This window comes from Sulfitobacter sp. EhC04 (assembly GCF_001650875.1).
Lineage (GTDB): Bacteria > Pseudomonadota > Alphaproteobacteria > Rhodobacterales > Rhodobacteraceae > Sulfitobacter.
In genome coordinates this window covers 77332-85357 of sequence record NZ_LXYI01000049.1, presented here as the reverse complement: position 1 = coordinate 85357, position 8026 = coordinate 77332, and the positions used below count along the sequence as shown (strand labels likewise).

The 8026-nt window shown below is 61.3% G+C and carries 9 protein-coding genes; 7 read left to right on the top strand and 2 right to left on the bottom strand.

Annotated features, from left to right (window positions below; translation table 11 throughout):
* A partial coding sequence (locus A8B82_RS19630) for an FAD-dependent oxidoreductase (RefSeq protein ID WP_138069817.1) occupies positions 1-515 on the bottom strand: 515 nt, incomplete at its 3' end.
* Positions 512-1207 (bottom strand): HAD-IA family hydrolase, encoded by a 696-nt coding sequence (locus tag A8B82_RS19625; RefSeq protein ID WP_067296418.1) that lies wholly within the window; start codon positions 1205-1207, stop codon positions 512-514. The genes A8B82_RS19630 and A8B82_RS19625, both read right to left, overlap by 4 nt.
* Positions 1208-1317: 110 nt before the next feature.
* Here A8B82_RS19625 and A8B82_RS19620 point away from each other — a divergent pair, with 110 nt between their 5' ends.
* The 7 genes from A8B82_RS19620 to A8B82_RS19590 all read left to right on the top strand — a co-directional run bounded on the left by A8B82_RS19620 (position 1318) and on the right by A8B82_RS19590 (position 8004).
* Positions 1318-2256, top strand: coding sequence for a LysR family transcriptional regulator (locus tag A8B82_RS19620; protein WP_067296390.1), 939 nt, complete (start codon positions 1318-1320; stop codon positions 2254-2256).
* Positions 2253-3158, top strand: a complete 906-nt coding sequence (locus A8B82_RS19615; protein ID WP_067296388.1) for a LysR substrate-binding domain-containing protein — start codon at positions 2253-2255, stop codon at positions 3156-3158. Before A8B82_RS19620 ends, A8B82_RS19615 begins: the two co-directional genes overlap by 4 nt.
* A gap of 90 nt (positions 3159-3248) precedes the next feature.
* Positions 3249-4772: an FAD-dependent oxidoreductase gene (locus tag A8B82_RS19610; protein ID WP_067296386.1), complete on the top strand. Its 1524-nt coding sequence runs from the start codon at positions 3249-3251 to the stop codon at positions 4770-4772.
* A gap of 22 nt (positions 4773-4794) precedes the next feature.
* Positions 4795-5637 carry a transporter substrate-binding domain-containing protein gene (locus A8B82_RS19605; RefSeq protein WP_067296379.1) on the top strand — a complete coding sequence of 281 codons (843 nt, stop codon included), beginning with the start codon at positions 4795-4797 and terminating at the stop codon, positions 5635-5637.
* Between the two features lie 47 nt (positions 5638-5684).
* On the top strand, positions 5685-6431 hold the full coding sequence (locus A8B82_RS19600; RefSeq protein WP_067296376.1) for an amino acid ABC transporter permease: 747 nt from the start codon (positions 5685-5687) through the stop codon (positions 6429-6431).
* Positions 6428-7228, top strand: coding sequence for an amino acid ABC transporter permease (locus tag A8B82_RS19595; RefSeq protein WP_067296370.1), 801 nt, complete (start codon positions 6428-6430; stop codon positions 7226-7228). The genes A8B82_RS19600 and A8B82_RS19595 overlap by 4 nt, the downstream gene beginning before the upstream one ends.
* A 17-nt stretch (positions 7229-7245) precedes the next feature.
* Complete coding sequence (locus A8B82_RS19590; RefSeq protein WP_067296416.1) at positions 7246-8004, top strand: amino acid ABC transporter ATP-binding protein; 759 nt, start codon at positions 7246-7248, stop codon at positions 8002-8004.
* The last annotated feature ends 22 nt before the right edge of the window (positions 8005-8026 follow it).

The window sequence follows — 8026 nt, the reverse complement described above, 5'->3', positions numbered from 1 at the left end:
TAGGCCAGAAGCGGTAATTTCTCTTTTATTAGGGTACTACGACAACCGGTGTCGCCCAGCGTATCGCGGAGCCAGTCGACCTCTTGCCGGGCATGGTCGAACGCCTTGGCGGAATGGGCGCATTTCAGCGCGCCATCCTTGCGAAATCCGGTCTCTTTAAGATCAAGCTTGTCGATGGTGTGGATCAGATGATCAACGCTGCCTGTCGCGATGTCATGCATCCGGCGGGCCATGTCGATCCCTTCGGATCTGGCAATTTCGGCAAAGTCGCGCCTGAACTTGGCGGATACGACGCCGCCGTTCCGACCACTGCCGCCGGTGCCGGGTGTTCCGGCCTCCAGCACCACCACGCTTAACCCTGTCGCCGCGAGGGTCAGCGCGGCGTGCAGGCCGGTATAGCCGCCGCCCACAATCGCGATGTCACAGGAAACATCCCGTGTCAGCGCAGGGTAATCAGCCCCATTCCCGATCTGGTCACGCCAGAGCGATATCGCGGGCGGCGGCAGTCTGGTCATGCTGTTCCAAACACGGCGTCGGCCAGCGCCCCCAGGCTGTGCAGCCGCAGATCGGGTTCGGTGAACGTGGCGGGATCTGGCGTAGCACCGTAACCGGGCTGGTCATGTCGCCGTTCGATCCAGCAGGTTGTGTAGCCCAACGATTTCGCGATGCCGATGTCGTGATGCTGGCTTTGGGCGACATGCAGGATTTCGCTTTGCTTGTAGCCAAGCGCCGACTGACGTCCGCGATTGAAGGCAAAGAATTCGGGGTTTGGCTTGGCGCATTGGGCTTCGTCACAGGTGACGGCATCGTGGAACGGCAGCCCCAACCGATGCGCGTAAGAGGTATAGGCAGTGCGGTCCGCATTGGTCATTGCGACCAGCCGAAAGCGGCTGCGCAGGCGGGCCAGCGCCTCGACTGAATCGGCAAAGGCGGGCCATTCCAGCACCGACAGTTGAAAGTCGCGGGCTGCCTCGGGCGTTGCGTCCAGATCAAGCTCTTTTGCCAGATGCAGATAGACATCGGAAAAGACCTCGCTTGAGCGGCCGTAGTGTTGGTCGCGGCCCGCCATGTAAGGGCCAAAGATATCGTCGTCAGACAGATCCGGGCGCCCGCCGATCCGCCGCACGGCGTCAAGAACGCCTTTTTCGAAATCAATACAGGTGCCGACAATGTCGAACGTCAAAACTTTGAACGGGGTGAAATCCATGAAACCCTCATGCTGGAGGCCCCGCAGGGCGGTTGCGTTGCGGCAAACATGGTGCAGATGCAGTGAATTGGGCAATTGCCAAATTCTGAGGGTTTCCATAATCTGAGGTAATGAATGGTCTCCGTCGCAAACTTCCCTCCGCCAATGCGCTGTTTGTTTTTGAAGCGGCGGCACGGCATGAGAATTTCACACGGGCGGCGGAAGAGTTGAACGTCACACAGCCCGCCGTCAGCCGGGCGCTTGCCGGTCTGGAGGAGCATCTTGGCGCGCAATTGTTCCTGCGCGGCAAACCGGGTGCGCGGCTGACAGAAAGTGGTCAACTGTTGAAAACCGCTGTGGAAACGGCATTTTTGCAGATAGATCGCGTTCTTCACCAGATCGAGGAGCGGCGGACGGGCAAGGTACAGGTCACATTGTCGGTCTCGACCGCCTTTACAACCCATTGGCTGATGCCGCGCATTGCACGGTTTCAGGCGACCTTTCCCGGCGTCGATCTGCGGTTTCAGCTTATTGCCGGTCAGGTGACCGGGCCGACCAATGGCGTGGATATTGCCATGCGTTATGGCGTTGCGCCGGACACCGCCGGGCGGTTTGTCATGCGTGAGTCTTATGTCCCGGTCTGCGCGCCGGGCTATCTGGAACCACCGCCAAAGGACGGTCCCGCCCTGATCCGGCTTGAAGGCGAGGCCTCGGACGAACTGGCCGATCTGATGGTCGGCATGGGTCTGCGGCGCGAGGCACAATTGGGGTTTTCGGATTATTCCGTGGTGATTCAAGCCGCCCTTCTGGGGCAGGGGATCGCTGCGGGCTGGATGAACATCGTCAGCCACTGGATAAACGAGGAGCGGTTGATTCCGGCAGTGAACAAACAGGTATGCCCCGGTCGCGAATGCCGCATTCTGGCGCGGTCGGGGGGCGACCATGCCGATGTGGTGCAGGACGTCAGCAGCTGGCTGGTCAGTGAAATGCAGTCCGATCTGATGGCCATCGCCGCGCGCTATCCGGCGCTGGGGGTCGATGCACTGCTGGAACCAGGAATGGGCAAATGAGGCTGCACCCCTCCATATATGAGGCGTTTCAGATCGTGATGCGTACAGGCACCATTTCAGGTGCTGCCGAAGTTCTGGGGCGCAGCCAGCCTGCGGTCAGTCGGATGATCGACAAGCTGGAAAGCAGCGTCGGCGTCAAGTTGTTCGAGCGGCGCAAGGGGCGGGTTGTGCCCACCCATGCGGCGCATCTGCTGCTGGACGAGGTGGAACGGTTGTTTGTGACCCTGTCGTCGCTGGATGACTTCAGCCGCCGCATGGAAGAAGGCGCGGACGGCGGTGTCAGGATCGCCGCGCTGCCGGCGCTTGGGCTGGACTTTCTGCCCGAGGTCATTTCGCGGTTTTCGCAAGGCAGGCCGCTGGCACGGGTCAAGCTGAACGTCAGAATGTCGGTCAGCGTTGAAAAATGGGTGGCCACACAGCAGGTCGATTTCGGCCTGGCGGAGACACCGTTCCAACTGTCGGGGTTTCACACACGTATTTTTGCCGACACCAGCTATATCACCGCGATTCCGGCGGATCATCCGTTGGCCGAGCGCGAAGTCGTGCGGCCAGAGGATCTGTCGGGCGAGCGGCTGATCGGCTGGACGGTTTCGGTTTCGGCGCGGCGGATCTTTGATGACATCATGCAGGGCGCGGGGATCACGCCATTGCAACTGACCGAGACAACCATGTCCGCTCCGATGTGCAGCATGGTCAAGCGCGGGTTGGGGCTGGCGGTGGTTGACCCTTTCACCGCATGGGCCAATCGCGATCCCAGCATCGTGTTCCGGCCCTTTCTGCCGCAGATCCCGTGCCGATTTGCCCTGCTGGAACCCGACACGCGCACGCCGACTGTTCTGGCGACCGAGTTGATCGGCCATGCGGAAACACTGAGGGACGAGGTGCTTGCCGGGATGGGCTGACAGGCGGCCCGGTTCAATATGCGTGAAACGCATATTGAAAGGTTAACTTTGCATTTTGATTCTAATGGGTGATTGGTTCTAGTACGGTCCATGAACCAGAACCTGCCCCCCGAAAGGAACAAAGAGATTTTCGATGTCGTGGTCGTCGGAGGCGGCGTCAACGGCACGGCTGCTCTGCGCGAACTGGCCGGGGCAGGGTACAAGGTGTTGTTGGTCGAGGCCGAGGATCTGGGATCAGGCGCCAGTGGCAGGTCGTCGCGCATGTTGCATTGCGGACTGCGCTATCTTGAGGGGCCCGATCCGATCAGAAACGCGATCCGGCATCCCATCCGGTTTGCGCGCGCGCTGCATATGGCACGGGATGCGATGCAGGCGCGGGCCGAACTGGCGCAGGACGAAACCGTCGGAACGCGGGCGATTGAGCTGTCATTTCCAATCTGGCGCGACGGCCCGTTTCCGCGCTGGCAGCTTGATGCCGGTCTGCGGCTGCTGCGTCTGATTGGCCCGTCCGGGGTGCCCCTGGATGTCAAATCGCGCGATGCCGATGCCGCAGGGACGCATCCCATTGGCCGACATCTGCGCGATCAGGACGCGTTGCGCGGCATGGTCAGCTTTCGCGAATATCTGTTCACGGAGCCCGAGCGCCTGTGCATCGACAATGCGCTGGACGCAGAGTTGCATGGGGCAGAGTTACGGCTGATGACCCGAGCGGAGTTGCGGGGCAGGGACGTGGCGGGTTTGTGGCGTTTGGGGCTTGAGGGTCCCGGCAGCATCACCGAGGCGCGCGCCCTTGTGGTTCTGAACTTGGCCGGAAGCTGGGCCGACGGGCTTGCCGACTTTGGCAAGCGTCTGGTGCGTGGGACAAAGGGTGCGCATATCATCGTCCGGCTGCCCGAAGGATTTGCCGACCGGGGGATCGCCACAATGCATCGCGGCGGCCATCCGTTTTATGGCCTGCCGCTGGGGCAGGACCGGTTCTATTTCGGGCCGACCGAGACGCCATTTGAAGGGGACGCACGGAACGTTCATGCGGATCGCGATGATCTGGCGTTCCTGCTGGGTGAGGCGAACCATTTGTTGCCGGGTCTGGGTCTGACGGAGAAGCACGTGGAACAATGCTGGGCCGGGGTGCGCCCGCTGACCGAGGATGCAAGCCGCCCGATGGGCGCGCGTGAACGCAGGGTGCATGATCTGGCCCCGCAGGGGTTCGAGAACGTTCTCGCGATGACGGCGGGGCCGGTGATGAGCCTGCGTAGCGCAGGACGCCGCATGTTGTCCGAGGTGGTCGCGCGGATCGGCCCGCCCAAAGCCCGGGCGACGATCAGCCTGGGACAGACCACGCAAGCCCCGACAGACGCTGAGGCGCTCGCTGTGACCCATGAACATGCGCCGGACCTCTATGCGGTTCTGGCGCGCCGCACCGGCGCGGTCTGGTCAGGGATGGTCAGCCGCGAGGATGCAGCGCGGACTGCCGACACATTGGCCCCGCTGTTCGGCTGGAGCGCGGTCAGGAAAGCTTCGGAGATCGAGGCGTTCCTGGCACGACAGGAAACGGAATTCTGTGTGCCGCGGCACAACAGGAAAGAGCCGGATCAACCGGCAATGCAACCATGACAAAACCAACAAGGAGAAACCGATGACCATGATGAAAACACTGCTGAGTACCATCGCCCTGGGCGCGCTGACCGCCACGGCGGGGCTGGCGCAGGAGGTGACCAACGACCGCTTCAAGGAAGTTCTCGAACGCGGTGTGCTGCGTGTCGGCGTGCAGGGCGCGTTCAAGCCCTGGGCATTTCGCGCGCCGGACGGTTCTGTCGAGGGGATTGAGGTGGACCTCGCCCAGACGGTTGCAGATCGCATGGGGGTCGAGCTGGAAACGGTTGTGATTTCCTCGGCCAACCGTATGGAGTTTCTGCAACAGGGCAAGATCGACCTGCTGATCGGTGCCATGTCCGACCGCCCCGACCGTCGCGAGGTGGTGGGGATTGTTGAACCCGCCTACTGGACGTCCGGGCCGACGCTGATGGCCAAGGAAGGCGTGATTTCGTCCTGGGACGACATCAAGGGCAAGCCTGTCTGCGGCAAGCAGGGGGTGTTTTACAACAAGATCGCGGAGGTCGAGTTTGGCGCGGATGTGGTGGCCTTTGGCGGCAATACCGAGGCCAAGGAGGCACTGCGGTCAGGCAAATGTGTTGCCTGGGTCTATGACGACACGTCGATTTCGGCCGATCTCGCCAGTGGTGAGTGGGATGGCTATGAAATGCCGGTGGGCACGGTTTTCTCGAACCCCTGGGGCCTTGCCGTGCCGCTGGAAGAGAAGGACGGTATCTGGGGCACCTTCATGTCCGGTATGGCCTACAACTGGCACAAGGACGGCACGCTGATCGAGCTTGAAGAGAAATGGGGCGTCAAGCCGTCCCCGTGGATCGCCGATATGAACGAAAAGCTGCAGTACGACAGCTCCTATCTGGACAACTGATGACACCGGGGGGGGTACGCCCCCCCGGCCAATGACAGGATTACATCTTGCTGGACCTCATCGCGCCGTTCTTTGAACGGCTCAACGACACCACCGGGCTGAATTTTTCGCCCTTCTACGATTCCTATGACTGGGGTCGTCTGCTGGAGGGCATGTGGGTTTCGATCAAGCTGATCACGGCCATCATCGCGGTATCGCTGGTGATTGGCGTGGTCGGCGCGGGCGCGCAGACCTCACGGGTCAGGCCGGTGCGCTGGCTGGTCGCCGCCTATATCGAGGTTTTCCGCAACACGCCGCCCATCGTGCAGCTGTTGTTTTTCTACTTTGGCCTCGGGGCGATCACCCCGCAGGTCGATATGGGCGGCTGGTATGAGCCGATGATCGGCAGCTTTGGCTGGGCGGTGATCGCCATCGGCATTTTCGGCGGAAGTTACAACGTGGAGATCTTTCGTTCGGGGATCGAGGCGGTGCCTGACTCCACCAAGGAGGCGGCGGAGTCGTTGGGGTTCTCTCAGTTCAAGATCTTTGTCTACATCACCCTGCCGCTGGCGGTGCGCATCTGCCTGCCTGCGCTGACCAACAATATCGTTTCACTCGCCAAGACGTCTTCGCTGGCCTATGTGATTGCGGTTCCCGAAATTACCTATTCCCTCAGCGGGATATGGTCGGACAGCGTCAATGTGCCGGAGATGATGGTGCTGCTGTTCCTGTATTACATCGTGCTTGTCGCCATCATCGCGCGGATCATGTCGGTGATCGAACACAGGCTTGCATTGCCGGGGTATGGCCAATGATACCGAACTGGAAAGTTTCCCGTGTCACCTGGCGCGCGCCTGTTCTTGCCGCCGGTCTGTGCCTTGCCGCCGCCCTTGCCGCCACGGCGCAAGACGGTGGGGCGGCCCGGCCCTCTGCGCTTGCATCGCTGGTGATCTGGATGCCCTTCATCCTCAAGGGTTTCGGGCTGAATCTGCTGATGAGCGTTCTGGCGATGGGTTTCGCCACGGTGATGGGTGTGATCTTGGGGTTCATGCAGATCAGCCCTGTTGCGCTGATCCGTGTGCCTGCAAGGCTTGTAACGCACCTTTTCCGCAACTCGCCCTGGCTGGTGATCCTGTTTGCGATCATGTTGCTGGTGCCGTTTCAGATGACCTTGCCCGGCGTTGGCCGCGTGATGATCCCCGACTGGGTCAAGGCGACCTTCGGCTTTGCCCTGCCGGTGATGGCCAACATATCGGAAATCCTGCGGGGTGCGGTATTGTCGATCCCGTCGGGTCAGTGGGAAAGTGCGGAAAGCCTGGCCTTCACCCGCGGCCAGACACTGCGCCATGTCATCCTGCCGCAATGCATCCGCCGGATGCTGCCGCCCTGGATGAACTGGTATGCGTTGCTGACCCTGATGACACCGATGGCTGCGATCCTCGGGGTGGATGAGGCATTGGGCAACACCCAGGCGGCGATGGAAGCTGCAGGCGCCCGCCCCGAATTCCTGATCCCGTTCTATCTGTTCCTGATGACGATCTTCTTTGTCTTCATCTATCCGCTATCCGTTTACACCCGCCGGCTTGAAAAACGCTTTGCCGTCGCGTCCTGACAGGAGACTTCATGATCATGTCCCCCACCGAAACCTGGTCCCCCGCGCAGCCCATCGTGTCACTGCACGGTGTCCACAAGAGCTTTGGCACCTTCGAGGTTCTCAAAGGCATCGACATCGACGTGATGAAAGGCGAGGTGGTCTGCATCATCGGGCCGTCCGGGTCGGGCAAATCCACGCTGATCCGCACCATCAACGGGCTGACCCCTGTCAGCAAGGGGTCGGTCAAGGTCGAGGGGATCGAGGTCCACGATGCCGGGCTCGACAAGCTGGCGCTGCGGCGCAAGGTCGGGATCGTTTTCCAACAGTACAACCTGTTCCCGCACCGCACCGTCTTGCAGAACGTGATGATGGCACCGCTGCTGGTGCTGAAGGAAAACCGCAAGGAGGTGGAAGCCCGCGCCCGCGCCCTGCTGGAAAAGGTCAAGCTGCGCGACAAGGAAGAGGCCTATCCGGCCGAACTGTCCGGAGGTCAGCAACAGCGCGTCGCGATTGCGCGCAGCCTGTGCATGCGCCCTGACGTGATGCTGTTCGACGAGGTGACCGCAGCACTTGACCCCGAGACGGTCAAGGAGGTGCTGGTGACGATCAAGGATCTGGCGGGTGACGGCATGACCTGCATGCTGGTGACGCACGAAATGGGCTTTGCCCGTGAGATTTCGGATCGGGTCTATTTTACCGATGCAGGACGTATCGTGGAAAGCGGCCCACCGTCGCAGATATTTGACAAGCCGCAGGACCCGCGCACACGGGAATTCCTGTCCAAGGTGCTTTGAGAGGCCCCTCCGCGAAAGACGC